The 23,414-nt window shown below is 71.4% G+C and carries 25 protein-coding genes; 16 read left to right on the top strand and 9 right to left on the bottom strand.

What is annotated here, in order from left to right:
• Positions 1-7: 7 nt before the first annotated feature.
• Positions 8-1,252: a Dyp-type peroxidase gene (locus tag ACQP1K_RS12380; RefSeq protein WP_433501020.1), complete on the bottom strand. Its 1,245-nt coding sequence runs from the start codon at positions 1,250-1,252 to the stop codon at positions 8-10.
• Positions 1,253-1,257: 5 nt separating this feature from the next.
• The gene (locus ACQP1K_RS12385; RefSeq protein ID WP_433501021.1) at positions 1,258-2,361 is read right to left on the bottom strand and encodes an SCO family protein; all 1,104 of its coding nucleotides are present in this window, start codon (positions 2,359-2,361) and stop codon (positions 1,258-1,260) included.
• A gap of 306 nt (positions 2,362-2,667) precedes the next feature.
• Between ACQP1K_RS12385 and ACQP1K_RS12390 the strand changes: the two genes are divergently transcribed.
• Both ACQP1K_RS12390 and ACQP1K_RS12395 read left to right on the top strand, forming a co-directional pair.
• A complete protein-coding gene (locus ACQP1K_RS12390; RefSeq protein ID WP_433501022.1) occupies positions 2,668-3,285 on the top strand; it encodes a class I SAM-dependent methyltransferase in 618 nt (205 codons plus the stop codon).
• Between the two features lie 283 nt (positions 3,286-3,568).
• A complete protein-coding gene (locus ACQP1K_RS12395) occupies positions 3,569-4,042 on the top strand; it encodes a TIGR00725 family protein (protein ID WP_433501023.1) in 474 nt (157 codons plus the stop codon).
• A gap of 242 nt (positions 4,043-4,284) precedes the next feature.
• Here the strand turns inward: ACQP1K_RS12395 and ACQP1K_RS12400 are convergent, their stop codons facing one another.
• Positions 4,285-5,439, bottom strand: coding sequence for an RtcB family protein (locus ACQP1K_RS12400; RefSeq protein WP_433501024.1), 1,155 nt, complete (start codon positions 5,437-5,439; stop codon positions 4,285-4,287).
• Between the two features lie 211 nt (positions 5,440-5,650).
• On the opposite strand from ACQP1K_RS12400, the gene moaA reads away from it, so the two are divergent.
• The 3 genes from moaA to ACQP1K_RS12415 are packed head-to-tail and all read left to right on the top strand — an operon-like array spanning position 5,651 to position 7,577.
• Positions 5,651-6,640, top strand: a complete 990-nt coding sequence (moaA, locus tag ACQP1K_RS12405) for a GTP 3',8-cyclase MoaA (protein WP_433501025.1) — start codon at positions 5,651-5,653, stop codon at positions 6,638-6,640.
• A gap of 14 nt (positions 6,641-6,654) precedes the next feature.
• Positions 6,655-7,323 carry a molybdenum cofactor guanylyltransferase gene (gene mobA, locus ACQP1K_RS12410; RefSeq protein WP_433501026.1) on the top strand — a complete coding sequence of 223 codons (669 nt, stop codon included), beginning with the start codon at positions 6,655-6,657 and terminating at the stop codon, positions 7,321-7,323.
• A complete protein-coding gene (locus ACQP1K_RS12415; RefSeq protein ID WP_433501027.1) occupies positions 7,320-7,577 on the top strand; it encodes a DUF6457 domain-containing protein in 258 nt (85 codons plus the stop codon). The genes mobA and ACQP1K_RS12415 overlap by 4 nt, the downstream gene beginning before the upstream one ends.
• Positions 7,578-7,808: 231 nt before the next feature.
• Here the strand turns inward: ACQP1K_RS12415 and ACQP1K_RS12420 are convergent, their stop codons facing one another.
• Positions 7,809-8,132 (bottom strand): DUF3099 domain-containing protein, encoded by a 324-nt coding sequence (locus ACQP1K_RS12420; protein WP_433501028.1) that lies wholly within the window; start codon positions 8,130-8,132, stop codon positions 7,809-7,811.
• Between the two features lie 84 nt (positions 8,133-8,216).
• On the opposite strand from ACQP1K_RS12420, the gene ACQP1K_RS12425 reads away from it, so the two are divergent.
• The gene (locus ACQP1K_RS12425) at positions 8,217-8,432 is read left to right on the top strand and encodes a dodecin (protein WP_433501029.1); all 216 of its coding nucleotides are present in this window, start codon (positions 8,217-8,219) and stop codon (positions 8,430-8,432) included.
• Between the two features lie 23 nt (positions 8,433-8,455).
• On the opposite strand, the gene ACQP1K_RS12430 is transcribed toward ACQP1K_RS12425, so the two are convergent.
• A complete protein-coding gene (locus ACQP1K_RS12430) occupies positions 8,456-9,787 on the bottom strand; it encodes a metallopeptidase TldD-related protein (protein WP_433501548.1) in 1,332 nt (443 codons plus the stop codon).
• Positions 9,788-9,834: 47 nt separating this feature from the next.
• Entirely contained in the window at positions 9,835-11,328 is a 1,494-nt protein-coding gene (locus ACQP1K_RS12435) for a TldD/PmbA family protein (RefSeq protein ID WP_433501030.1), read from the bottom strand.
• Between the two features lie 77 nt (positions 11,329-11,405).
• On the opposite strand from ACQP1K_RS12435, the gene fabG reads away from it, so the two are divergent.
• Entirely contained in the window at positions 11,406-12,110 is a 705-nt protein-coding gene (fabG, locus tag ACQP1K_RS12440; RefSeq protein ID WP_433501031.1) for a 3-oxoacyl-ACP reductase FabG, read from the top strand.
• A gap of 34 nt (positions 12,111-12,144) precedes the next feature.
• Positions 12,145-12,912: an enoyl-ACP reductase FabI gene (gene fabI, locus ACQP1K_RS12445; RefSeq protein WP_433501032.1), complete on the top strand. Its 768-nt coding sequence runs from the start codon at positions 12,145-12,147 to the stop codon at positions 12,910-12,912.
• Positions 12,913-12,929: 17 nt separating this feature from the next.
• On the opposite strand, the gene ACQP1K_RS12450 is transcribed toward fabI, so the two are convergent.
• Both ACQP1K_RS12450 and ACQP1K_RS12455 read right to left on the bottom strand, forming a co-directional pair.
• Positions 12,930-13,955, bottom strand: coding sequence for a hypothetical protein (locus ACQP1K_RS12450; RefSeq protein WP_433501033.1), 1,026 nt, complete (start codon positions 13,953-13,955; stop codon positions 12,930-12,932).
• A gap of 195 nt (positions 13,956-14,150) precedes the next feature.
• The gene (locus tag ACQP1K_RS12455; protein ID WP_433501034.1) at positions 14,151-15,089 is read right to left on the bottom strand and encodes an aldo/keto reductase; all 939 of its coding nucleotides are present in this window, start codon (positions 15,087-15,089) and stop codon (positions 14,151-14,153) included.
• Between the two features lie 35 nt (positions 15,090-15,124).
• Between ACQP1K_RS12455 and ACQP1K_RS12460 the strand changes: the two genes are divergently transcribed.
• The 8 genes from ACQP1K_RS12460 (at position 15,125) to ACQP1K_RS12495 (ending at position 22,623) form a co-directional block, all read left to right on the top strand.
• Positions 15,125-15,937, top strand: coding sequence for an undecaprenyl-diphosphate phosphatase (locus ACQP1K_RS12460; protein ID WP_433501035.1), 813 nt, complete (start codon positions 15,125-15,127; stop codon positions 15,935-15,937).
• Positions 15,934-16,635 (top strand): histidine phosphatase family protein, encoded by a 702-nt coding sequence (locus ACQP1K_RS12465; protein ID WP_433501036.1) that lies wholly within the window; start codon positions 15,934-15,936, stop codon positions 16,633-16,635. Before ACQP1K_RS12460 ends, ACQP1K_RS12465 begins: the two co-directional genes overlap by 4 nt.
• A 9-nt stretch (positions 16,636-16,644) precedes the next feature.
• Complete coding sequence (locus ACQP1K_RS12470; RefSeq protein ID WP_433501037.1) at positions 16,645-17,232, top strand: DUF3090 family protein; 588 nt, start codon at positions 16,645-16,647, stop codon at positions 17,230-17,232.
• Positions 17,229-17,990 (top strand): SCO1664 family protein, encoded by a 762-nt coding sequence (locus tag ACQP1K_RS12475; RefSeq protein WP_433501038.1) that lies wholly within the window; start codon positions 17,229-17,231, stop codon positions 17,988-17,990. Before ACQP1K_RS12470 ends, ACQP1K_RS12475 begins: the two co-directional genes overlap by 4 nt.
• A gap of 131 nt (positions 17,991-18,121) precedes the next feature.
• Positions 18,122-18,847 (top strand): NRDE family protein, encoded by a 726-nt coding sequence (locus ACQP1K_RS12480; RefSeq protein ID WP_433501039.1) that lies wholly within the window; start codon positions 18,122-18,124, stop codon positions 18,845-18,847.
• A 35-nt stretch (positions 18,848-18,882) separates the two neighbouring features.
• Positions 18,883-20,094 (top strand): cysteine--1-D-myo-inosityl 2-amino-2-deoxy-alpha-D-glucopyranoside ligase, encoded by a 1,212-nt coding sequence (mshC, locus tag ACQP1K_RS12485; protein WP_433501040.1) that lies wholly within the window; start codon positions 18,883-18,885, stop codon positions 20,092-20,094.
• Positions 20,095-20,244: 150 nt separating this feature from the next.
• A complete protein-coding gene (locus ACQP1K_RS12490) occupies positions 20,245-21,642 on the top strand; it encodes a GH39 family glycosyl hydrolase (RefSeq protein WP_433501041.1) in 1,398 nt (465 codons plus the stop codon).
• Positions 21,643-21,669: 27 nt separating this feature from the next.
• Positions 21,670-22,623 (top strand): glycosyltransferase family 2 protein, encoded by a 954-nt coding sequence (locus ACQP1K_RS12495; RefSeq protein WP_433501042.1) that lies wholly within the window; start codon positions 21,670-21,672, stop codon positions 22,621-22,623.
• Between the two features lie 19 nt (positions 22,624-22,642).
• On the opposite strand, the gene ACQP1K_RS12500 is transcribed toward ACQP1K_RS12495, so the two are convergent.
• The gene (locus ACQP1K_RS12500) at positions 22,643-23,374 is read right to left on the bottom strand and encodes a polysaccharide deacetylase family protein (RefSeq protein ID WP_433501043.1); all 732 of its coding nucleotides are present in this window, start codon (positions 23,372-23,374) and stop codon (positions 22,643-22,645) included.
• Positions 23,375-23,414 lie beyond the last annotated feature (40 nt).

Raw genomic sequence — 23,414 nt, forward strand, 5'->3', positions numbered from 1 at the left:
CGCGGCCTCACCCGGGCAGCGCGTTCACCAGGTCTTCCGCGAGGTATCCGCCCGCGCGTGCCCCGGGCGGTACGGCGAACAGGGCGCTCGACTCGTGGACGATGAACCGGCTGAGGTCGTCGGCCATGGCCAGCCGCTGCTGGATGCGGGTGAACCCGTGCCGTGGGTCGCTCTGGAAGGCCAGGAACAGCAGCCCGGCGTCGGGCGCGCCGTCGGGCCGGTAGCCGTCGAAGTAGGAGAATCCCTTCCGCAGGATGACGGCACCCGAGTTGAAGGCGGGGGACGCCTGCCGGACATGGGCGCTCGGGCCGATGGCCAGCCCACCGCCGGGCCGCTGCGCGTCCAGATCGATCGGCGTGAACTCCTCGCCGCCCGACAGCGGCGCGCCGGTGTCCTTGCGCCGGCCGATGATCTGTTCCTGACGCTCCCGTGACAGGGCGTCCCACGGATCGAGCAGCATCCGGATGCGCCGGAAGACCAGGTAGGTCCCGCCGCGCAGCCACCCGGGATCGCTGTCGGGCCCGGCGAAGACGTACGCGTCGAACCCCGGATCGCCCGGCTTCGGGTTGCCGGTGCCGTCGAGCTGCCCCATCAGGTTGCGCCGGGTCGTGCCCTGGTCGACGGTCACCCCGTCGACGGGATTGAACCCGCCCATCTGCCAGCGCACGTGCGCGGTGCCGCGTGCCGTACGGGTGAGCGTCCGCAGGGCATGGGCCACCACGATCGCGTCGCCCGCGGTGAGCAGGACGCCGATGTCGCCGCCGCTGCGGCGCTCGTCCAGCTCGTCCCGGGGGAAGGGCGGGATCGGCGCGAGCGGGCCGGGCACCGGGACGCCCAGCTTGCGCAGGAACGAGGAGCCGAATCCCACCGTGATCGTCAGTGCGGAGGGGCCGTGGCCGGTGGTCATGGCGTCGTCGCCGGGTACGGGTTCGCCGCGGGTCAGCAGCCGGGCGTCCCGCGTCCAGGTGCGCAGCAGCGTCTCCACCTGGCGGGCCGTCACCCCCGGAGTCAGGTCGAACCCGGCGAGCCAGCCGTGCGCGGCGGCCGGGGCCAGGACGCCCGCCTGGTGAGCGCCGTCGAAGGGGATGGAGCGCTCGCCGACCCGGCGGGCGCGATCTCCTTCCAGCGCGGCCGAGGCGGCGTTGCCGCCCACCGCACCAGCGACGGCGGCGGCCCCCGCGGCGGACGTCGCGGCGAGCAGCCCGCGCCTGCTGATCCGGCCGCGCGGCCGATCGCCCCCTGGACCCGTCACACTCATCACCCCTGGGACGGCGACGGGGGACGATAGCCGACCGACATGACGGGAGCGTCCACGGTGATCTCCTGCCCGTCCTCGAAGCTCAGGGTGAGCTTCACGGTGTCGCCCTCCCGGAGCCTGCGGGTGAGCGATTCGATCATCACGTGGTAGTGGCCGCGGCTGAAGGTCAGCGTGCTGTGCGGGGGCACCGTGACCGAGGCGAGATGCCGCATCTTGGTGCCCATGGTCTCGTGCAGCATCGACATCTCGGACACATCGGTGCGGACTCCGGAGAGCACGGCCGGGCGGCCGCCGGAGTTGGTGATGGTGAAATAGGCGGCGGCGACGTCCGGGGAGGCGGGCTCCGGCACGTACGCGTCCGTCACCCGCAGGTCGCCCGAGCCCGAGGACGGTACGGCCGCAGAGGCCGACGGCGCCGCCGACGGCGACTTCGATGTGGACGGTGCGGTCGCGGCCGACGGCGGGTTCGGGGCCGTGAGCGGAATACGTTCCAGCAGCCTGCGCAGATCCGCCGTGAACTCGGCCGACGACGTGCCCGAGCTGAAGATCAGCCGGCCCTGGTGGTCGCCGTCGAAGGCGATGATCTGCCCGCCGTGGGTCACCTCGTAGTCGCCGGCCCCGGGCGTTGGCCGCTCCAGGGCGATGCCCACCGATTCGGCCGCCGTCTGAATGGTGGCGAAATCGCCGGTCAGCCCGACGAACGAGGAGTCGAACGACGCCAGCCACGACCGGATGACCTCGGGCGTGTCCCGGCCGGGATCCGTGGTGGTGAAGACGACGGAGATCTTGTCCCGGTCCGCCGCCGGCATCTCCCGCAGCGCCGAGGCGAGGTCGGCCATCGTCGTCGGGCAGATGTCGGGACAGTGGGTGTAGCCGAAGAAGAGCAGGGTGAGGCGCCCCGCCGTGCGCTCCCGCAGCTTGAACGCCTTGCCGGAGGTGTCGGTCAGCGTCACGTCGGGCTTGGCCAGCGGCTCCTGCAGCCACGTGCCGTGGAACTCCGACGATGGCCGGATGAGCCGTACGGGAGGGTCGGCCGCCCCGGTCGAGCCGCCGCATGCGGCGAGCGCGGTGAGCAGCATCAGCGCGGCGAGCAGACGCGGCACCGTTGTCCCGCGACGCCGGTTCGCATGGGGGCCGCTGGCTTCACCGCTCGTGATCGGTTGTGCAGACATCATGGTTTCATCCGGTTCGGCGGGACAGGGGGAACCCGAGCTGGGCCGCCATGGCGGGCCAACTGGATGCCGGCTGTGGCGTCAACGGACGTGACCGGTCTGATCGACACCCGGCGCTGTTTGCTCTACGCCTTGTAGAATACGGCCTTGTCGCCCTGGTGGGCACACTGGGGCGAGGCGGGACACGGCCCGATGTGAAGACCGGCATCCGGGCGTAGCGAGGCGGAGGACGGCACCGTGGAGAGCGCAGACTGGGATCGCCGCTATGAGACCAAGGATCTGCTGTGGTCCGCCGGTCCGAACCGGTGGGTCGAGGAAATCGCCGCCGAGCTGCCGCCCGGCCGTGCGCTGGACCTCGCCGCGGGGGAGGGGCGTAACGCCCTGTGGCTGGCGGAACGGGGCTGGACGGCCACCGCCGTCGACTTCTCCCCGGTGGCGCTGCGCCGGGCGCGCGTGCTGGCCGCCGACCGGCTCGGTGAAGGCGCCGGCCGGCTGGAGCTCGTCGAGGCCGATCTGAGCGAGTACGTCCCGGAAGCCGGTGGCTACGACCTGGTGGTCTCCGCCTACTTCCAGGTGGGCGCCGAACTGCGCCGGCAGGTCATGCGCGCGGCGGCCGCCGCGGTGGCCCCGGGCGGCCTGCTGCTGGTGGTCGCGCATGACAGCGACAACCTGGAGCACGGCGTCGGTGGCCCACAGGACCCGGCGGTCCTCTACACGGCCCACGACGTCGCGTCCGACATCGACGGTCGCGGCCTGGAGGTCGTACGGGCCGAGACCCGTGGTCGCGAGGTGGAGACCGGCGACGGCCGGCGTACCGCCCTCGACGCATTCCTCCTCGCTCGCCGCCCCCGGTAGGGCGACGGCCGGTAGGGCGACGGCGGCGGCGGCCACGTGCTCGCCATCGCCCGCTCGACCGGGCCGCCGTCGCCTCCGGCGCGCCGCCCTGATCGCGTGTGGAGCCGCTCGTGTCGAGGGCACCCGGCGAGCTCGCCCTCGTACCTCCCGGGCCGGTATCTGTCCCGGCTCGCCGGGGCACTCGGGTAGGCCGACGCGCCAGAGCAGGCGGTCCCCGCCGTCCGGCGGATGTCCTTCCTGGGAAAGGACGTGGCCGGGCCGGATCCGATGACATGATCGCAGGGTGGCGATCCAGGTGTCGGTCTGCGGGCCGCGAGACTGCACGGGCGAGGACGAGCGCAACGCGCGTGAGGTCGGCAGGTTGCTGGCCGAGCGCGGTGCGGTGGTGATCTGCGGCGGCTACACCGGCGTGATGGCCGCCGTCGCCGCCGGGGCGCGTTCGGCCGGCGGGACCGTCGTCGGCATCCTGTCCCGGCCCGACCGTGAGCACGCCGACCCCGACCTGAGCATCGTGATCCCCACCGGGGTCGGCGAGGCACGCAACACCATCATCGTCAACTCCGGCGACGCCGTGATCGTCATCGGCGGCTCCTGGGGCACGCTGTCCGAGCTCGCCCTGGCCATGCGTCACGGCCGCGTCCCCGTGGTCCAGCTCGGCGGCTGGCGGCTGCTCGACCGGGACGGTCGTCCCGTCCCGGGCGTACGGCACGCCTCCTCACCCGTGCAGGCCTTGCGTCTCACCGGCCTGTGGCCCTGACCTCCTCTCGCCGGGCGGTGCCGAACCGGGCCCCGCGGAGCCGGGCCCCGCGGAGCCGGGCCCCGTGGAACCGGCGCCTGTGGAACCGGCGCCTGTGGAGCCGGCGCCTGTGGAGCCGGCGCCTGTGGAGCCGGGCCACGCGGTCGGGCGCCGTTCCCGGCGGCCTCCACCTGTCCGGGACACGGTGGCGCCGCCGCCTCAAGCATCGAGCCCGGGTTCCACGCGAGGTCGTCCCCGACTGATCAGCCCTTGTAGTTGAACACCTGCCGGAGCGTGTGCCGGATCTCGACCAGGTCCTTCTGATCGGCCATCACCCGGTCGATCGGCTTGTACGCCTCCGGGTGCTCGTCGACGAGGGAGGCGGCCCGGTCGGCATTCCAGGTCCGCCCGCGCATCGCCTCGGTGAGCGACCCGGCCGACAGCTCCCGCTTGGCCCGGCTCCGCGACATCCGGCGGCCGGCGCCGTGTGAGCAGGAGTTGTACGAGGCCGGGTTGCCGCGGCCGCGCACGATGTACGACCTCGTCCCCATCGACCCGGGAATGACGCCCTCATCACCTTGGTCGGCCTTGATGGCCCCCTTACGGGTGATCCACAGCTCCCTGCCGTGATGCGTCTCCATCTGGGTGAAGTTGTGATGGCAGTTGATCGTCCGCACCCGGGCGCCCCTGCCGACGACGCGGAACAGGGCCTCGACCAGCACCCGGTCCATCCGCGCCCGCGAAGCCATGGCGTACCGCTGAGACCACAGCATGTCCTCGATGTACGCCTTGAACTCCGGCGTCCCCTGCGAGAAGTAGGCGAGGTCGGGGTCCTCCAACCCGACGAGACCCCGCCTCATCAGCTTCTTGGCCTCGACGATGTGCCTGGTGGCGAGCTGGTTGCCGATGCCGCGCGAGCCGGAGTGCAGCACGGTCCAGACCCGGTCCCGCTCGTCCAGGCAGACCTCGACGAAGTGGTTGCCGGACCCGAGCGTGCCGAACTGGGTGGCCACCGTCTTCTCCTGCTTGGGGGTCAGATCGGTGTGCGGCAGGCCGAGCTCGCCGAGGGCCCGGTCGACGGCGCGGTCGCCGTGCCCCTTGCCGACACCCGCCGGGATGCGCCGCTCCACCAGTGGCATCAGCGCGTCGAGGGTGCCGGGCAGGTCGGCGGCGGTGAGCGTCGTCTCGGTCGCGATCATGCCGCAGCCGATGTCGACGCCGACCGCTGCCGGGATGACGGCGCCCTCGGTGGGGATCACGGACCCGACGGTCGCCCCGATGCCGATGTGCGCGTCCGGCATGAGCGCCACGTGACCCGACACGATCGGCAGGCGGGCGGTTCTGGCGGCCTGCTCGATCGTGCCCGCGTCGATCTCGCTCGCCCAGGACAGGAGGTTGTGTGCTACCTCGTTCGGCATGTCGATCCCCTTCTTCCCGAGATCCACTCTGCCGAGATTCCCCGTCGTTTCCCACCGATTTTTTCTCCGGCCAGGTCAGGCGGCCGATCGGCCCCGGCCATGCCGATCATGGGGAATCCCGGTGTGGCGGGGGAGGTTGCCCGGACAGGTGGACTGCCGCACCGTCGGCGGCAGGCCGTAGGCTGAGGGTTCTCGCACAAGGGAGGTCATCTTGCTGGTCGACTCCTTCGGCCGGGTCGCGACCGATCTGCGGGTGTCGCTGACTGACCGGTGCAACCTGCGCTGCACATACTGTATGCCCCCCGAGGGCCTCGACTGGCTGCCCAAACCCGATCTGCTGACCGCCGAGGAGATCGTCCGCCTGGTGCGACTCGGCGTGGAGCGGCTGGGCATCACCGAGGTGCGCTTCACCGGCGGCGAACCGCTGCTCCGCCGGGAACTGCCGCAGATCGTCGCTGCGGCGGCCGCGCTGCGCCCGCGCCCCCAGATCTCGCTGACCACGAACGGCATCGGTCTCGCCCGGCTGGCCGGGGTTCTCGCCGAGGCGGGGCTCGACCGCGTCAACGTCTCCCTCGACACGCTCGACCGCGAGGTGTTCGTACGGCTCGCGCACCGCGATCGGCTGCGGGACGTGCTCGACGGCCTGGCGGCGGCCGACGAGGCCGGGCTCACCCCGGTCAAGGTGAACGCCGTGCTGATGCGGGGGATCAACGACGCCGAGGCGGTCCCGCTGCTGAGTTACTGCCTGGAGCGGGGTTACGAGCTGCGGTTCATCGAGCAGATGCCGCTCGACGCCCAGCACGGCTGGCGGCGTGAGGACATGGTCACAGCCGACGAGATCATCGGCCTGCTCAAGGACTCCTTCGACCTCACCGATGACGACCCGGCCGCACGGGGCAGCGCGCCGGCCGAGTTGTTCCTCGTGAACGGTGGTCCGGCCCGGGTCGGCGTGATCGGTTCCGTCACCCGCCCCTTCTGCGGCACCTGCGACCGCGTCCGCCTCACCGCCGACGGTCAGATCCGCAACTGCCTGTTCGCCACGGAGGAGTCCGATCTCCGTACGGCACTGCGCTCGGGGGCCTCCGACGACGACCTGGCCGAGCGGTGGACGGCGGCGGTGGCGCGCAAGAAGGCCGGGCACGGCATCGACGACCCCGGCTTCCTCCAGCCGGCGCGGCCCATGTCGGCCATCGGCGGCTGATCACGGGACCGGCCATGAACGACGACGCCCGGGACGAGATCGGCCACGACGCCGTGATCCTGGCCGGTGGACGGGCGAGCCGGCTCGGCGGCCTGGACAAGCCGGGCACCCTCGTCGGCGGCGTGCCCCTCATCGAGTGGGTGGCCGCGGCCGTGGCCGGCGCCCGCACGCTGGTCGTCGTCGGCCCCGAGAGGACGCCGGCGGACAGTGGCACCTCCCGGGCCGTCCGCACGCGCGCGATCTTCACCAGGGAGGACCCGCCGGGCTCCGGCCCGATCCCGGCGCTGCGCGCGGGCCTCGCCGAGGTCACCGCCGCGTGGGTGGTCCTGCTCGCCGCCGACCTGCCGTTCCTCGAGTCCGCGCACGTGACGGCGCTGCTGCGGCGGGCCGCCGCCGCTGAGGCCGCCGGTGCCGTACTCGTGGACGACGGCGGCAGGGAGCAGTGGCTGACCGGCGCCTGGCGCACCGCCGTGCTCACGGACGCACTGCGCGCCTATACGGGCGGTTCGCTGCGCGGCCTGCTCGGCCCGCTGGGGCCAGTGCCGGTCCGGCTGCCCGCCGGACGGGGCGGACGCGCGCCGTGGTTCGATTGCGACACGATGGGCGATCTCAGGACGGCCGACGGCCTCAGGACGGCCGGCGGGACGGGCCGGGAGCGAGAGAGAGACGAGGAGCAGGCGTGAACGTGCTGGAGGAATGGACCGCGCTGGTCTGCCGGGAGCTGGGCGTGGACCCCGCCCTGCTGGACCGGGCCGCTGTGCTCGACCTGACCAAGGACGTCGCCCACGGCGTCGCCCGGCCGGCGGCGCCGCTGACGGCCTATCTGCTCGGGCTGGCCCAGGGGGCCGGTACGGCCCCGCCGGACGCGCTGGAGCTGCTGTCCCGCATGGCGGGCGACTGGGAGAAGGCCACAGCCGAAACACGCGAAGATTCTTGACAATACAAAAAATTGTTCGAAAATCGGGACGAAAAACTCTGAATAACAACCGCATTGAGATAGGGCGGGAAAAAGGGGGCGGCGCCGGGTGGTTACGGGGGCAAACCACCCGGCGCCGCATCATCGGCGTTCCGACGGGGGCCCGGAACGCCGGTACCAGCGCTCCGACGGGGGACCAGAGCGCTTGGCTAAACTGTACACCTCTAACCCTTGGATTGCGTCAAGAGTTTGTCACGACCCGATCTCGCGTCGATGGCGTGGTATCTCGTTTTGGTTAGGTGAGGTCATGTCCTGGACAGGCGGGACGTCCTTGCCTCGTTGATTGGCCCCGATCACGGCAACGTATGGCAAAAGAACCGCGCCGGCGACGAGTAGCAGCTTGACGGGCCAGGGAGCCGGTAGGGCCACCGCGAGGAGGAGACAGACCAGCCGGATGCCCATCTTGATCAGATAGCTGCGCTCGCGGCGCCTGATGTCATCGGTGAGCGACGGTTGGGCGTCCGTGACCTGATGAACGACGCTCCGGTGCCGTCGCGACTCGCGCCTTCGATTCACGCTCTCCACCGTAACCCGCCCGGGGGCGGACGGTCATATGGCGATACGATCACCAGAGGCGAAACACTCCACAGGAGGACGAAGATGTCGGATCGCACCTATCGGGTGACCGAGATTGTCGGAACCTCGACGGAGAGCGTCGATCAGGCCATCGGCAACGGCATCCGGCGGGCCGCCCAGACCCTGCGGCACCTGGACTGGTTCGAGGTGACCGAGATACGCGGGCAGATCGTCGACGGCGAGGTGGCCCACTTCCAGGTCGGCATGAAAGTGGGCTTCCGCCTCGAAGACGCGGGCTGATCCGGCCCGGCGACCGCGGCCGATCAGTTCGCCCGGCTCACCGTCGACATGTTGAAGTCGGGCACGCGTACCGGCGGCATGACGGCGCGGGTGAAGTAGTCGCTCCACTCCCGGGGCAGCGTCTGCCCGCTCGCGCCCACCTCGGTCAGACGGCCGAGCAGGTCGACCGGTGACTCGTTGAATCGGAAGTTGTTGACCTCCCCGACGACCTCGCCGTCCTCAACGAGATAAACGCCGTCCCTGGTCAGGCCGGTCAGCAGCAGCGTCTGCGGATCGACCTCGCGGATGTACCACAGGCAGGTCAGCAGCAGGCCGCGCTGGGTGCCGGAGATCATCTCCTCCAGGGAGCGGCCTCCCTCCGGCCCCGTCATGACGAGGTTGTCGATGCGCGGGGTGGCGGCCAGCCCGGTCAGCCCGGCGGAGTGCCGGGTCTGCACGAGACCGGTCAGCGTGCCGCCGGAGATCCAGTCGGTTGCGCCGAGCGCGAGGCCGTTGTCGAACACCGAGTCCTCCCGGCTGGAGGTGTGCGCGACCACGAACGGCGCGCACTCGATGCCGGGATGCGCGGGGTCGCTGTAGAGCCGCAGCGGCAGCTCCGACAGCCGCTCGCCGACCCGCGTGCCGCCGCCCGGCCTGGAGAAAACCGTCCGCCCGTCGGCCGCGTCACGGGCGCCGGCCGACCAGTACGTATAGATCATCAGATCGGCGACGGCGGTGGGCGGCAGGATCGTCTCGTACCGCCCGGCGTCCAGGGCGATCCGGCGCTTGGCCCACTCCAGCCGCTGGGCCAGCGTGGCGTCGAGCGCGGCCACGTCCACGTCACGGAAGTCCCGGGTGGCGACACCCGTCCAGGCGGAACGCGACATGTCACCCGATTTCGCGTTGAGCTCCAGCCGTCCCGTGGGCTGGTCGTGCCGCAGCCGCAGACCGGTGGACGACCCGACGAACGTCGACGTCAGCGTGTGCTCGGCGAAGCCGTACAGCCTCCGGCCGGACGTCTCGGCGGCGGCGAACGACCGGCCGAGCGCGGGCGCGAAGTCGCTGAACACCTCGATCGTCGTCGGCTCGACCGCCCGGTCCCACCCGGCGGACGCCGTACCGGCGACGAGCGGCAGCGCGTCCTCGGACGGCTGCGCCTCGCGCGCGGCCCGGTCGGCCGCCGCCACCACGTCGGCGAGCTGGTCGGCCCGTACGGCGGAGCGGGACACCACGCCCACGCCACGCCCGACGACCGAGATCACGGTGAGCCGCGACGAACGGGCGACGCCGTTCGTGGTCAGCGTGTTGCCGGCGAAGCGCAGGTTGGCGGTGGAACCCTCGTCCGCGATCACGATGCGGTCGTCGGCCCCGCTCATCGCGAGCGCGCGCTCCACCGTCTCCTGCGGTGTGGTCACCACGTCGCTCACTTGCCACCCTCCTGGACGGTGTTGAGGATCCGCACGCCGCGCAGCAGCGCGGAAGGAGCGCCGTGGCTCACCGGCGCGATCTGGCCCGGCTGCCCCTTGCCGCAGTTGAACGCGCCGCCGAGCACGTACGTCTCCGGCCCGCCGACGGCCTCCATCGACCGCCAGAAGTCCGTCGTCGTCGCCTGGTAGGCCACGTCGCGCAGCTGCCCGGAGAGCCGGCCGTTCTCGATCAGGTAGAACCTCTGCGCCGTGAACTGGAAGTTGTATCGCTGCATGTCGATCGACCAGCTCTTGTCGCCCACGATGTAGACGCCGCGCTCGACCCGGGAGATCAGCTCCTCGGTGGCGGGGCCGTCCTCGGCCGGCCGCAGCGACACGTTGGCCATCCGCTGGATCGGCACGTGCCCTGGGGAGTCGGCGAACGCGCAGCCGTTCGAGCGGCCGAGCCCCTTGAGCAGCGCCATTCTCCGGTCGAGCTGGTAGCCGACCAGCGTTCCCCCGCTGACGATGTCGAACGACTGGCCGGCAACGCCCTCGTCGTCCCACCCGATCGTGGCCAGGCCGTGCTCGGCCGTGCGATCGCCGACGACGTTCATCACGGGAGATCCGTAGTGCAGGTTGCCCAGCTTGTCGAACGTGGCGAACGACGTTCCCGCGTAGGCCGCCTCGTAGCCGAGGGCGCGGTCCAGCTCGGTCGCGTGCCCGATCGACTCGTGGATGGTCAGCCACAGGTTGGACGGATGGACCACCAGGTCGTACGTCCCCGGCTCGACCGAGGGCGCCTTCAGCTTCTCCGCCAGCAGTTCGGGGATCTCGGCGATCTCGGCGGGGAAGTCCCAGCCGACGCCGGTCAGGTACTCGTACCCGCGTCCCACGGGAGGCGCGAGCGTGCGCATGTCGTCGAAGCGCTCGCCGTCGCCCTTCATCGCGGTCAGCACGGGATGGACCCTGACCCGCTGCTGGGTGGTGACGGTGCCGGCCGAGTCGGCGTAGAACTTCTGCTCCTTGACCTGCATCAGGTGGGCCGAGACGTGGTCCACCCGGCCGAGCATTCCCGCCGACCAGTCGCCGAGCAGCGCCGTCTTCTCCGAGAGCGGCACCTCGAACGGGTCGATCTCGTAGGACGACACCCACGTCACGTCGGCGTAGACCGGCTCGGGCGCGAGCTCGACGGGTTCCCTGTTGATGGGCGCGCTCACCGCCGCCACCCGCACGGCCTCCTCCGCGGCGAGCACGGCGGCCTCCGGGGTCAGCTCGATCCCCGAGGCGAACCCCCACGTGCCGTCCTTCACCACCCGTACGGCGAAGCCGAGGTCGTCGGCGTCCACGGCGCCTTCGAGCCGGGCGTCGAACAGCCGCAGAGTCTCGGCACGCACCCGTTCCAGCCGGAAGGAGGCGTGTTCCGCTCCGAGATCGCGGGCGCGCTGCAGGGCGGCGTCCGCCAGGCGCCTGAGCGGCAGGGCGAGGAAGTCGGCGTCGATCTGGCGCATGTCCACGATCCTAACCCTGTGATCTTGTGCTCAGCGGACAAGTGGCCTACCCCCGGGTAGCCGATACCGTCGCTTGCATGGTTCGCTCTGTTCTCGTCACTGGTGGGAATCGCGGCATCGGCCTCGCGATCGCCCGCGAGCTCGCCGCCGCCGGAGACGCGGTCGCCGTCACCTACCGATCAGGAGAGCCGCCCGAGGGGCTGTTCGGCGTCCGCTGCGACGTGACGAGCATGGCGGACGTCGAGGCCGCCTTCGAGAAGGCCGAGGCCGAGCACGGCCCGGTCGAGGTCGTCGTCGCCAACGCGGGCGTCACCCGGGACACCCTGCTGCCGATGATGAAGGAAGAGGCCTTCGCCGACGTCATCGACACCAACCTGACCGGGGCCTACCGCGTCGCCAAACGGGCGGTCCGGCCGATGCTCAGGCTGCGGCGCGGCCGCATCATCCTGATCTCCTCGGTGGTGGCGCTGCTGGGCTCGGCCGGCCAGACCAACTACGCCGCGTCCAAGGCCGGTCTGATCGGATTCGGCCGGTCCCTCGCACGCGAGCTGGCCTCGCGCGGCATCACGGTGAACGTGGTCGCGCCGGGGTTCGTGGAGACCGACATGACGGCGGCGCTCGACCAGGCGCAGCAGGAGAACATCCGCAAGAGCATCCCGCTCGGCCGGCAGGCCTCACCCCTCGAGATCGCACGGGTCGTACGGTTCCTGGCGAGCGACGACGCGTCGTACATCACGGGAGCCGTCATCCCCGTCGACGGCGGCCTGGGCATGGGTCACTGACACACTGAGGCACCACGAGAGACTGGAGCTGTACATGGGTTTGCTCGAAGGCAAGCGACTGCTGGTCACCGGTGTCCTCACCGAGTCCTCCATCGCGTTCAACGTGGCGAGGCTGGCCCAGGAGGAGGGCGCCCAGGTGGTGCTGACCGGCTTCGGCCGCCTGAGCCTGGTCGAGCGCATCGCCAAGCGGCTGCCCGAGCCGCCCCCGGTCGTCGAGCTCGACGTCCAGGACACCGAGCACCTCGACACGCTGGCCGACCGGGTCGGCGAGCACCTCGACGGTCTCGACGGCGTCGTCCACTCCATCGGCTTCGCCCCGCAGTCCTGTCTGGGCGGCAACTTCCTCAACACGTCGTGGGAGGACGTCGCCACCGCCGTGCACGTGTCGACGTTCTCGTTCAAGTCGCTGGCCGTCGCGTGCCTGCCGCTCATGAAGGGGGGCGGCGGGGCGATCGTGGGCCTGGACTTCGACGCCACCAAGGCGTGGCCGGTCTACGACTGGATGGGCGTGGCCAAGGCGGGGCTGGAGTCGTGCTCCCGTTATCTCGCCCGTGACCTCGCCGAGCACGGCATCCGCGTCAACCTCGTCGCGGCCGGTCCGCTGCGCACGATGGCCGCCAAGAGCATCCCCGGGTTCCGGGAGTTCGAGGAGAGCTGGCCGGCCAGGGCGCCGCTCGGCTGGGACCTGAGCGACACGGTCCCGGCCGCCAAGGCGTGCGTGGCGCTGCTGTCGGACTGGTTCCCGGCGACCACCGGCGAGATCGTCCACGTCGACGGCGGCGTGCACGCCATGGGCGGCTGACCGGCGGCGAGGGCCGCTCAGGCGAGCCGGTGCCGGCCAGTCCGGCGCGGCAGCCCGATCCCGCCTTCGAGCGGGATCGACTCCCGCTGCCCGGCGCGCGCCCGCCGGGCGGAGACCACGCGCGTGGCGGTCAGAGCCGACAGCAGCAGCGCGGCCGTCAGCGCCGTCCCCGCCGGGTCGTGCGTCCGGCTCGGCAGCACGGTCTTACCGCGCTTCCGGTAGGCCATCTCGGGCATCCGCTGCCCCGGCCACAGCAGCGGGAGGATGCCGTCGGTGTCGGGATGCACGTGTTCGCCGTCCGCCTCGGTCCGCCGGTCCACCGGAACGTAGCGCGGGCGGTACGGCTCGACCGGGAGTGTCCCCCGGGCCGGCCCGGGGGACACCTCGGCGGTGTGCCCGCGCGGGTGCCTGGGGCGCTCCGTCTTCCCCGAACCTCCCGGGTCGACGCACCGGCTTCCGTTCAGCAGCGGCAGGCAGGTCTCCCGTACGGGATCGGTCAGCCCCTCGGTGATCCGCCCGGCGGTGGGGGCGATGTCCGGGGCCAGCCGGCCGACCGTCTCGCCGACGGCCTTCCCCGTCTCGCCGACCGTCTCTCCGACGGCCTTGCCCGTGTCGCCGACGGCCGTCCCGACCGTCTTTCCCGCGTCGCCGACCGTCTTCGCGACCGTCTCGCCGACCTTGCCCAGGGCGCCGCCCGCCTCACCGCTCAGGGCGCCGTCCAGGGTCTCGTCCACGGTGTGGCCCACGGTGTCGAGCGTGCTGCCGGCCGCGCCGCCCACGGTGTCCAGCGTGCCGTTCACCGTCTCGCTGAGCGGAGCCGTCGCGCCGCCGGTCGCCTGGTCGAGCGTGTCGGTCACCTGGCCGACGGTGCCGGTCACGCCGCCCACGACCGAGCACAGAGTGTTGGTGACGCCCGATACGATCCCGGCGCCGGTGCAGTCCAGCGCGTACGCCGGTGTCGCGCTCAGAACGGGGAGTCCTCCGCCCAGGGCGAGCGCGAGCGCCCCCCCGGAGATCGCGGAGGTCTTGCGTCCGATCCCCATGAATTGAATTCCCTCTCCCTGACCCGTCACGTCCTGCCCCGTCGCCCCCGATTCCCCTGACCCCCGGGGTTCTCACGGTCCGAGACCCGTTCTCGCTACCTCTGTCACTCTTCGCCACACTGCCGGAGTTATGCAGTAGAACATTGCGATTCGGTATCGATGTGTGATACGTGAATGGGTTTCTCGTTCTGACCGTCACGAGTCGGAGACGTCGTCGAGGGCCTCGCGGATCTCCCAGGGGAGGGTCAGCTTCTCGGCCTGCAGCACGCCGAGGAGCTGCGCGTGGGTCCGCGCGCCGATGATGGCCGAGGACACGCCCGGCCGGTCGCGGATCCAGGAGAGTGCGACGGCGAGCGGCGACACGCCGAGACCCTCGGCCGCGGTCGTGACGGACTCCACGATCCGCCGGGAGCGCTCGTCGAGATAGGGCCGGACGAAGTCGGCGAAGTGCGGGGTGGCCGCGCGGGAGTCGGCCGGGATGCCGGTGCGGTACTTCCCGGTCAGCACGCCCCGCCCGAGTGGCGACCAGGCGAGCACGCCGACGCCGACGTGCGCGGCGGCCGGCAGCAGCTCAAGCTCCGCGTCGCGGGCGAGCAGCGAGTATTCGACCTGTGCCGACACGATCGGGGATCGCGCCTCGCCGCACCGCTGCCACACGGCGGCGGCGGCGAGCTGCCACCCCGTGTAGTTGCACACTCCGGCATAGGCCGTACGTCCGGTGGAGACCGCGAGGTCGACGGCCGAGAGGGTCTCCTCCAGGGGGACGGCGGGATCGAAGGCGTGGAGCTGCCACAGGTCCACCTCGTCGATCCCGAGCCGGGCGAGCGACGCGTCGAGGGCCCGGATGAGGTGGCGGCGGGAGGCGTTGCGGTCGCCCCCCGGGGTGAGCACGGCCTTGGTGGCGATCACCAGGTCGGATCGGGGCACCACGTCGCGGATGAGCGTGCCGATGAGGCGCTCCGCGTCGCCCTCGCCGTACACGTCGGCGGTGTCGATCAGCGTGCCCCCGGCGTCGGCGAATGCGGTGAGCTGAGCGGTCGCCTCCTCCGCCGAGGTGTCCCGGGCCCAGGTCATCGTGCCGAGCCCGATCCTGGACACCGAAAGACCGCTGCGCCCGACTAATCGCTGGTCCATTGCCTGGTAAGACTAGCCGATAGGCTGTCCGGACCATGGACGTACTGCAAGCCATCGTGCTCGGCGTCGTGCAGGGGCTGACGGAGTTCCTGCCCATCTCGAGTTCCGCGCACCTGCTGATCGTGCCCAAACTGGCCGGGTGGCCCGATCCCGGCGCGGCGTTCACCGCGGTGATCCAGCTGGGCACGATGCTGGCGGTCGTCATCTTCTTCTGGCGCGACATCGTCAGGATCCTCTGGACCTGGGCGCGCAGTCTCTGGACGCCGGAGCTCCGCGGGCACCTCGACGCGCGCATGGGCTGGTACATCGGCCTCGGCACGATCCCGATCGGCGTCGCCGGCCTGCTCTTCAAGGACGCGATCGAGGGCCCGGCGCGCAACCTGTGGCTGAACGCGACGTTCCTGATCGTGTTCGGGCTCCTCCTGCTGCTGGCCGACCAGTGGGGGAGGAAGAAGAAGGAGGTCGCCGACCTGGGCATGCGCGACGGCCTGGTCATCGGCGCCTGGCAGATGCTGCCGCTGATCCCCGGTGCCTCGCGCTCGGGCTCGACGATGACCGGCGCGATGTTCCTCGGCTACACCCGTGAGGCGGCGGCGCGCTACTCGTTCCTGCTGTCGGTCCCCGCCGTGGTCCTGTCGGGGCTGTTCGAGCTGCGGCACGTGGGCGGCGGCGTGCCCGTGACGCCGACGGTGATCGCCACGGTGGTCTCGTTCGTCGTCGGGTACGCCTCGATCGCCTGGCTGCTGCGTTACGTCGCGAAGCATTCGACGGTCCTGTTCGTGGCCTACCGCGTGTTCGCCGGCGCGTTCCTGCTCACCCTGCTCGCCCTTGGGGTGGTCTCATCATGACGACGGTTCTTCTCGTACGGCACGGCCTCACCGAGCTGACCGGGCCGGTGCTCGCCGGACGGACCCCTGGCGTGCACCTCGACGAGCGCGGGCGCGAGCAGGCTGGCGCCCTGGCGCGGCGGCTGGCGCCCCTCGAACTCGACGCGATCGTCTCGAGCCCGCTGGAGCGGTGCCGGGAGACGGCGGCGGCGATCGCGCGCGGCCGGGCGCTGTCGATGGAGATCGACGAGCGGTTCGAGGAGTGCGGTTACGGCGAGTGGACCGGCAGGCCGCTCGGGGATCTCGCCAAGGAACCGCTGTGGCAGGTCGTGCAGGCCCACCCGAGCGCGGCGGTGTTCCCCGGCGGCGAGGCCATGGCCGAGGTGCAGAGCCGGGCCGTGCGTGCGGTACGCGAATGGAACGAGCGGCTGGGCGACAAGGCGACCTACCTCGTGTGCAGCCACGGTGACGTGATCAAGGCGATCGTGGCGGACGCGCTCGGCCTCCACCTGGACCAGTTCCAGCGGATCACGGTCGATCCGGCGTCCCTGACCGTGATCAGGTACACCCCGCTGCGGCCGTTCCTGCTCAGGGCCAACGACGTCGGCGGGGAGGTCGGTAATCTAGCGCCCCGGAGTGAGGTTCCGGAGGAAGCGAGCGGGGGAGAAAACATCACCGGAAGCGACGCCGCCGTCGGCGGTGGAGCCGGAACCACGTAAGGTCGGGCTATGCCGGTCTTCGACTACGATCCGCCTGAGAGGTTCGTGGCTGGTGCCGTTGGGCAACCGGGCGCGCGAGCCTTCTTCCTGCAGGCCCGGGGCCAGGGCAGGGTCACGACGGTCGCACTCGAGAAGTTTCAGGTCGCCGTGCTCGCCGATCGGCTGGACGAGCTGCTCGACGAGGTGCTGCGCCGCACCGGCGGGCGCGCCCCCGTCCCGGCGGTGGCGCCGACGGAACCGGCCGACGAAGGCCCGCTCGATCTGCCGCTCGACGAGGAGTTCCGGGTGGGGACGATGGCGCTCGCCTGGGACCCGGAGACCGCCCAGGTGATCATCGAGGCGCAGGAGGCGACCGACGAGGCCGAGGACGAGGAGGAGATCACGGCCGCGCTCGGCGACCGTCCCGACCCGGCCGTGCTGCGCGTGCGCATCAGCGCCGCGGCGGCCCGCGCGTTCAGCCGGCGCGCGCTGGAGATCGTCGCGGCCGGCCGCCCGCCCTGCCCGCTGTGCGGCAGGCCACTCGATCCTGAGGGCCACATCTGCGTCCGGCTCAACGGCCATCACCCCGGCGAGCTGTCCGGGCAGGGACCCGCATGACCCCCGGAGGCGAGCCGAGCTTCACAGAGACGGACGGCCCCGCGCTCGACGACGCCACCGCGCTGCACCTGCTGCGGGACGGCGTGATGGAGGTGGCCGGACGGCTGGTCGAGGCCACCAACATGACGCTCTACTGCACGATAAGGAACGGCCGGCACAGCGCGGCCTGCGTGTACAAACCGGTGCGGGGGGAGCGGCCGCTGTGGGACTTCCCCGACGGCACCCTCGCCGCCCGGGAGGTCGCCGCCTACGAGGTCGCGGCGGTCACCGGCTGGCGGATCGTGCCCCCGACGGTCTACCGCGACGGCCCTTTCGGGCCCGGCATGGTGCAACTGTGGATCGACACCGATCCCGAGGCCGATCCGGTGGCCCTGATGCGCAGCAGCAACCCGGCGCTGCGCCGCATGGCCGTGTTCGACGCGGTGGTCAACAACGCCGACCGCAAGGGCGGTCATCTGCTGCCGCTGACCGACGGGCACGTGTACGGGGTCGACCACGGGGTCTGCTTCGCCGTGCAGGACAAGCTGCGTACGGTGCTGTGGCAGTGGCGGGGCAAGTCGCTCTCGCGTGAGGCCGTCTCCGTGCTGAAGCGGCTGGAGCGTGAGATCGACAAGGGCCGGCTCGGCCGTAGACTACGGGAACTGCTCATCCCGGCCGAGGTCGTGGCCACCCGGGACCGGGTCAGACGCCTCATGGAAAGCGGCGTCCACCCCCACCCCTCGGAGGACTGGCCGGCCATCCCCTGGCCTCCCGTCTAGGCCATGCGTCCGGGCGGACGACTCGGGGAAACACGGCCGATTCCGAGCGGCTCTTGCATAAAACGTAGGGATTGTGCACTCTGCAGAAGTCTCTACCGTTATGGAGGGAACGCGCATTGTGTACGGTCATCGTGAGCGTCGCACCGGAGGCTTCGGCACCGGTGCTTCTCGCCGGGGTGCGTGACGAGTTCGTCACCCGTCCCTGGATGTCCCCCGCACGCCACTGGCCGGCTCATCCCGGACTGATCGGCGGCCGGGACCTGGAGGCCGGCGGCACCTGGCTGGCCGCCGACCCCGCCGTGCCGAGGGTCGCCGCGCTGCTCAACGGCCGGGGGGCCGCCGCGCCGCCCGCCATCCGCAGATCTCGCGGCGAGCTCCCGCTGCTGGCGGCGGAGGCCGGTGAGCTCCCACCCCTGGAACTGCGCCGCTACGACCCGTTCCATCTGCTGATCGGCGGGATCGACGGGGCGCGGCTGTGGAGCTGGGACGGCGACCGGCTCACCGAGGACAAGCTGCCCCCGGGGCTGCACATGGTGGTCAACTCGGGATGGGAACGCGGCGACGGCGATCCCAGGACGGCGTGGTTCCTGCCGAGGTTCGCCGCCGCGCCGCGGCCACGGTGGCGGGAGGGCGGCTCACCGGCGCGTTTCTGGGGCGAGTGGCTGCGCCTGAGCTCGACGGCCGAGTTGCCCGGCGACGATCCCCGGGCCCTGCTGGTCCGGCACACGCTGCCCGACGGGCGGGTCTTCGCGAGCCTGTCGGTCACGCTCGTCGCCCTGGCCGAGCACGGCCTGCGCTATGATTTCTGCCCACTGCCCGACGATCTTTCGTCGTGGCATCAGGTGGACACCGGCTGAACGGAATCGGCCGGGGCGCGGATAGGCTTCAGACCATGCGATCGTGGTCTGCCCCGAATGTCCCCAGGTTGCCCGGTTCAGGTCTTCCGCTCCGGCTGTACGACACCGCTGTGCGCGAGATCCGCGAGACCGCCCCGTCCGGGGAGGCCCGGATGTACGTCTGCGGAATCACGCCGTACGACGCGACCCATCTCGGGCACGCGAACACCTACCTCGCCTTCGACCTGATCAATCGCGCCTGGCGAGACGCGGGCCGCGACGTCCACTACACCCAGAACGCCACAGACGTGGACGATCCCCTGCTGGAACGTGCCGAGACGACGGGCCAGGACTGGCGGGAGCTCGCCGAGCGCGAGATCCAGTTGTTCCGGACGGACATGGAGGCGCTGCGCATCCTGCCGCCCCGCGAGTACGTGGGCGTCACCGAGGTCGTCGGCCAGATCACCGACCTGATCGGCCGGCTCGCCGAGCGGGACGCCGCCTACGAACTCGACGGGGACGTCTACTTCCCGGTCTCCGCCGCCCCCAAGTTCGGAGCCGTCTCCGGCCTGCCGGAGGAGACGATGCTGGAGCTGTTCGCCGAGCGTGGCGGGGATCCCGGGCGTGCGGGCAAGCGTCACCCCCTCGACTGGCTGCTGTGGCGGCGCGAACGCCCCGGCGAGCCCTCCTGGCCCTCCTCGTTCGGCCCGGGCCGCCCCGGTTGGCACATCGAATGCACCGCCATCGCGCTGGGCAACCTCGGCACCGGCTTCGACGTCGCGGGCGGCGGCTCCGACCTGGTCTTCCCCCATCACGAGATGGGCGCATGCGAGGGGCACGTCGCCACCGGCGAATGGCCGTTCGCCCGCGCGTACGTGCACGCCGGGATGGTCGGCCTCGACGGCGAGAAGATGTCGAAGTCCCGCGGCAACCTCGTGTTCGTGTCCCGCCTGCGGGAGACGGCCGACCCCATGGCCGTCCGGCTCGCGCTGCTCGCCCACCACTACCGGGAAGACTGGGAGTGGACGCCGGAGCAGCTCACCGAGGCGGAGGCCAGGCTGGCACGCTGGCGTGCCGCGGTGGCCCGGCCGGCCGGGCCGGACGGCGTCGCGGTGCTCGCCGGGGTGCGCGAGCGGATCGCCGGCGATCTGGACACGCCGGGCGCGCTCGCGATCATCGACGCGTGGGCGGGGGCCGAGGGTGACGACGCCGCGGCCCCCGGCCTGGTCCGCGACCTGGCCGACGCGCTGCTCGGCCTGGCCCTCTGACGGGGGGCCGCCGCACCGATCGCTCCGGCACCCCCCGGGTTCAGCCGATCGCCAAGTTTTCCACAGCCACGGCTCAAGATGGGCTGGTCGCACTGAGCCTGCTATAGCGTCGAGCACGGTCGTGCCGGGTGGCGGACCGGGGTGGGCCGGATGTCGTACGCCGGCCTGTTCGGGCAAGGGGGAGCGGTGCGGGTGGGGTTTCGCCGGCGGGCCGTCAGGGCCGCCGGGGCGCTGATCGCCGGGCTGGTCGTGCTGGCCTGCTCGGGGACGACGGTGAGCGGGGCGTCGAGCGACGCTCCGGGTGGCGCCGCGGCGAGCCAGGGCCCGGCGACCGCCGCGGCGGTGCCGGAGGCGGACGCGGGAAAGGGATCCTCCCCGGGTTGGCCGGTCGTCGGTTTCACGCATACGCAGTACACGGCGGACTACGGTGACCGGGACGCGATCGCCTCGGTGCACCGGGCGCTGGCACAGCGACGGCTGCTGCAGAACCAGCACATCATGGGCTTCGGCGCGCTCAACCCGGAGCCGAGCCCCGGCAGGTACGAATTCGCCTCGCTCGACGAGCGCATCGACCTGATCAGGGAGACCGGCGGCGTTCCGATCATCACGCTGTGCTGCGCCCCCGACTGGATGAAGGGCGGCAAGCCCGGCGACACCGACTGGCGGCACATCGAACGGGCGCCGGAGCCCGAGCACTACCAGGACTTCGCCGACCTCGCGGCCAAGGTGGCGCAGCGGTACCCCGACGTGACCCACTACATCGTCTGGAACGAGTTGAAGGGCTTCTTCGACGAGTCCAGGCACCGGTGGAACTACGAGGGATACACCGCCATGTACAACAAGGTGTACAAGGCGCTCAAGGCGGTCAATCCAAAGATCAAGGTAGGCGGGCCCTACCCGGTGATGGCCGACTTCGACGCCCCGTCCGAGCTGCACGGGCCCTGGGGGAACGTCGACCAGCGGGTGCTCGACGCGCTGCGCTACTGGAACAGGCACAAGCTCGGGGCCGACTTCGTCGTCGTGGACGGGACGGCCGAGAGCGAGGAGGGCATGCTGCCCGACGACTTCGGCGCGCAGCGGAAATTCGCGGCGATCGGGCGCTGGCTGCACCACAACATCAAGCTGCCGATCTGGTGGGCCGAGTGGTATCCGGAGCCGATCCGCTCGGGCTGGTCCGACGCCAAACGCCTGGCGGTGAGCGCGGTGTCGCTGATGGAGCTCACCAGGAGCGAGGCCGAGACCGTCCTGTACTGGAACCGTCAGGAGCCGGGCCGGGAGTGCCCGGTCGGCTGCCTGTGGACCGACCCCCGCGTCAGGGGCGGGGGACGGCCGACGCACATGCTCGCGCTCCTGCAGGACTTCGCCCGCTGGTTCCCCCGGGGCACCGAGACGGTCCACGTCCACGCCTCGCCGTCGTCGGTGCGGGTGCTCGCGCAGCGGGCGCGGATGCTGGTCGTCAACACCTCGGGCGAGCGGGTCCGGGCCGAGGCGGACGGCAGGAGACTCGATCTGGCCCCGTACGAGGTGCGCTGGATCTCCCGCACCTGACCGGTGGTCTCGCTACGATCTGCTTGCATGAGCGAGCGAGTCCCGCCGTCCGTCGCGGCCGTGATCTGCACCCGGGGAGACCGTCCGGAGCTTCTCCGAGAGGCCGTCGCCTCGATCGTCGAGCAGGACTATCCCGGTCCTGTCGAAGTGATGGTCGTGTTCGACCGGGCCGAGCCCGACGAGAGTCTGGCCGAGCCGGCGGGCGGGCGTGAGCGGCCGGCGGGGCCCGAGCGCCGGGTCCGCGTCATGCGCAACGATCGCGCCGCGGGGCTGCCGGCCGGCCGTAACGCCGGGATCCTCGCCACCGAGTCCGAACTCGTGGGCTTCTGCGACGACGACGACCTGTGGCTGCCGGGCAAGCTGGCCCATCAGGTCGCCGCGCTGCGCGAGCGCCCGCGTGCGCTGTTCGCCTCCTGCGGAGCGGAGACCGTCTACACGGACAGGACCGTCACCTGTCTGTGGGGCAAACCGCAGATCGCCCATGTGGATCTGCTGCACTCGCGGATCAAAGAGGCGTGCGCGGACTCGTTCCTCGTACGCAGGGAGGCATTCCTCGGGCCGCTGGGCCTGTTCGCCGAGGACATCCCGGGCGGGTTCGGCGAGGACTACGAGATGCTGCTGCGGGCCGCACGCCACTCGCCCGTCGTGTACGTGCCCGTGGTCGGGGTCAGGGTGCGGGTCCACGGCCGGACCTCGCACTTCACCGGAGACTGGGCCACGATCGCCACCGCCTGCGAGTGGCTGCTCGCCGGTTATCCGGAGTTCTCCACCGAGCGCCGCGGATTCGCCCGGCTCGCCGGGCAGATCGGCATGGCGTGGGGCATGTTCGGGATGCGGCGTAACGCGCTGCGCTGGGCGCGCCGGTCGTTCCTCGCCAGCCCGCTGGAGATCAGGTCATACGTGGTCGCCGCGCTGGCGCTCGGCCTGGTGTCCAAGCCGTGGGTGCGGCGCCGTCTCGAGGCCGCTGGCGCGACCAGCTGAACCCCGGGGGCGCGGGGCCTCAGAGGGGGGCGTGCTCCGCGAGGCGGGCGATGCCCTCCAGGAGGGGCGGCACGGCCACCATCTGCCCGGCGGCGATGTGGCCGGCCGCGCGGACCGGCCTGATCTGGCGGAGCCGGCCGCGCAGCCACTTCTCGACCGGTTCCATCCGCAGCCGCAGCGGCCCGTACCGGTCTCCGACACAGGATCGGGTGTAGGCGTAGGGGGCGGGCTCCGGATACGGGTCGACCGTGACGCATCCGTAGGCGTACCCGGCGGCCCGCACCGCCCCGAGGACCCGCTCGTCGGCGAAGCCGTACGGATAGCAGATGCCGTCGGTGGGCTGGCCGGTGATCTCCTTGAGTACGGCCCGGCTGGTGACCAGTTCGTGTTCGAGAGCGGCGTCGTCCAATGTGGTCAGCGCGGTGTGGGTGAGCCCGTGCGAGGCGATCTCCATGCCCTCATCGCTGATCTCACGGAGCTGGTCGGCGGTGAGCAGCGGCTTACGCGGTCCCGGCTCATCCCAGCTGTTGTACTGACCGAGCAGCCCGGAGACTATGTAAAGGCTGGCCGTGAAACCGTACCGTCGCAGCACGGGCAGCGCGTGCGGCAGGAAGTCGGCGTATCCGTCGTCGAACGTGAGCGCGACCAGGTCACGAGGGTTGTCGGCGGCCAGCAGCTCCCGGGTGGAAACGCCTCGCTTGCCCTGTTTGTAAAGCCACCTGATCTGGGCCTCGAATTTCTCCGGATGCACCGTCAGTGTATAAGGATCGTACGTGTAATGGTCGATCGAG

Origin of the sequence: Sphaerimonospora sp. CA-214678 (genome assembly GCF_050942215.1) — a bacterium.
GTDB lineage: Bacteria > Actinomycetota > Actinomycetes > Streptosporangiales > Streptosporangiaceae > Sphaerimonospora.

Coding starts and splice junctions, on each gene's coding strand:
- ACQP1K_RS12400 (WP_433501024.1), bottom strand. CDS start 5,439: ATGCCGAACGAGGTAGCACACAACCTCCTGTCCTGGGCGAGCGAGATC.
- mobA (WP_433501026.1), top strand. CDS start 6,655: ATGAACGACGACGCCCGGGACGAGATCGGCCACGACGCCGTGATCCTG.
- ACQP1K_RS12425 (WP_433501029.1), top strand. CDS start 8,217: ATGTCGGATCGCACCTATCGGGTGACCGAGATTGTCGGAACCTCGACG.
- ACQP1K_RS12430 (WP_433501548.1), bottom strand. CDS start 9,787: ATGAGCGGGGCCGACGACCGCATCGTGATCGCGGACGAGGGTTCCACC.
- ACQP1K_RS12435 (WP_433501030.1), bottom strand. CDS start 11,328: ATGCGCCAGATCGACGCCGACTTCCTCGCCCTGCCGCTCAGGCGCCTG.
- fabG (WP_433501031.1), top strand. CDS start 11,406: ATGGTTCGCTCTGTTCTCGTCACTGGTGGGAATCGCGGCATCGGCCTC.
- fabI (WP_433501032.1), top strand. CDS start 12,145: ATGGGTTTGCTCGAAGGCAAGCGACTGCTGGTCACCGGTGTCCTCACC.
- ACQP1K_RS12450 (WP_433501033.1), bottom strand. CDS start 13,955: ATGGGGATCGGACGCAAGACCTCCGCGATCTCCGGGGGGGCGCTCGCG.
- ACQP1K_RS12455 (WP_433501034.1), bottom strand. CDS start 15,089: ATGGACCAGCGATTAGTCGGGCGCAGCGGTCTTTCGGTGTCCAGGATC.
- ACQP1K_RS12460 (WP_433501035.1), top strand. CDS start 15,125: ATGGACGTACTGCAAGCCATCGTGCTCGGCGTCGTGCAGGGGCTGACG.
- ACQP1K_RS12465 (WP_433501036.1), top strand. CDS start 15,934: ATGACGACGGTTCTTCTCGTACGGCACGGCCTCACCGAGCTGACCGGG.
- ACQP1K_RS12470 (WP_433501037.1), top strand. CDS start 16,645: ATGCCGGTCTTCGACTACGATCCGCCTGAGAGGTTCGTGGCTGGTGCC.
- ACQP1K_RS12475 (WP_433501038.1), top strand. CDS start 17,229: ATGACCCCCGGAGGCGAGCCGAGCTTCACAGAGACGGACGGCCCCGCG.
- mshC (WP_433501040.1), top strand. CDS start 18,883: ATGCGATCGTGGTCTGCCCCGAATGTCCCCAGGTTGCCCGGTTCAGGT.
- ACQP1K_RS12490 (WP_433501041.1), top strand. CDS start 20,245: ATGTCGTACGCCGGCCTGTTCGGGCAAGGGGGAGCGGTGCGGGTGGGG.
- ACQP1K_RS12495 (WP_433501042.1), top strand. CDS start 21,670: ATGAGCGAGCGAGTCCCGCCGTCCGTCGCGGCCGTGATCTGCACCCGG.